This window comes from Arthrobacter sp. Cr_A7 (genome assembly GCF_029222765.1).
GTDB lineage: Bacteria > Actinomycetota > Actinomycetes > Actinomycetales > Micrococcaceae > Arthrobacter.
In genome coordinates, this window is sequence record NZ_JARHXQ010000269.1 from 1 (window position 1) to 696 (window position 696).

General features: G+C 59.6%; 1 protein-coding gene. It reads left to right on the forward strand.

What is annotated here, in order from left to right; translation table 11 throughout:
• Nucleotides 1–340: 340 nt before the first annotated feature.
• The coding region (locus P2Q66_RS15775; protein ID WP_275729626.1) for a response regulator at nucleotides 341–696 on the forward strand (356 nt) is incomplete at its 3' end.

Consider the following 696-nt stretch of genomic DNA (forward strand, 5'->3'; position numbering starts at 1 on the left):
GGGAAGCTGGCAGAGGGCAACTTGCGACCGCGGCCCGAGCGCCTGGAAGAAGCGGGCAGGCCCACGCGGAAAAAGCCGCTCAGCCATGACACCGGCTATGGCCGTGGTGGATCACCACATGAACAGCCGCCCTCTGTGCCTCCGAATTCCTTCTGGGCAACGTGGCGCATCCTTTCCGGCTCGTAATCCACATCCTTGTCATAATAATTGACTTTTCAAATGCAAAGTTGAAACAGATGTCATTAAAGCGGCTTGCTTGTAGCGTATAAAGAGTTGGAGCGGATATGGCATTGGCGCTGGGCCGATGGGGGGTCATGTCCGCCTGGCTCAGGGATAGTACATGGACGACGATCTTGGTGTGGCTGTAGTCATCGAGGACGACGCTGACGTTCGGAACCTCCTCGAAGGGGTTTTGAGCCAGGCCGGCTTCGAGGTTCATACAGCGGTTGACGGGCGGGCCGGGGTTGAAGTGGTCCGCAGCAAGCAGGCGAATGTGGTGACACTGGACATCGGCCTGCCTGATATTGACGGGTTTGAAGTCCTTCGGAGGATCCGGCATTTCAGCAATGCCTATGTGGTGATGCTGACCGGCAGGACCGAGGAGCCGGACCTGCTGTCCGCGCTCAATGCCGGCGCGGACGACTACATCGCGAAGCCATTCCGGCCACGGGAACTGCGGGCGCGGGTGGCGGCGAT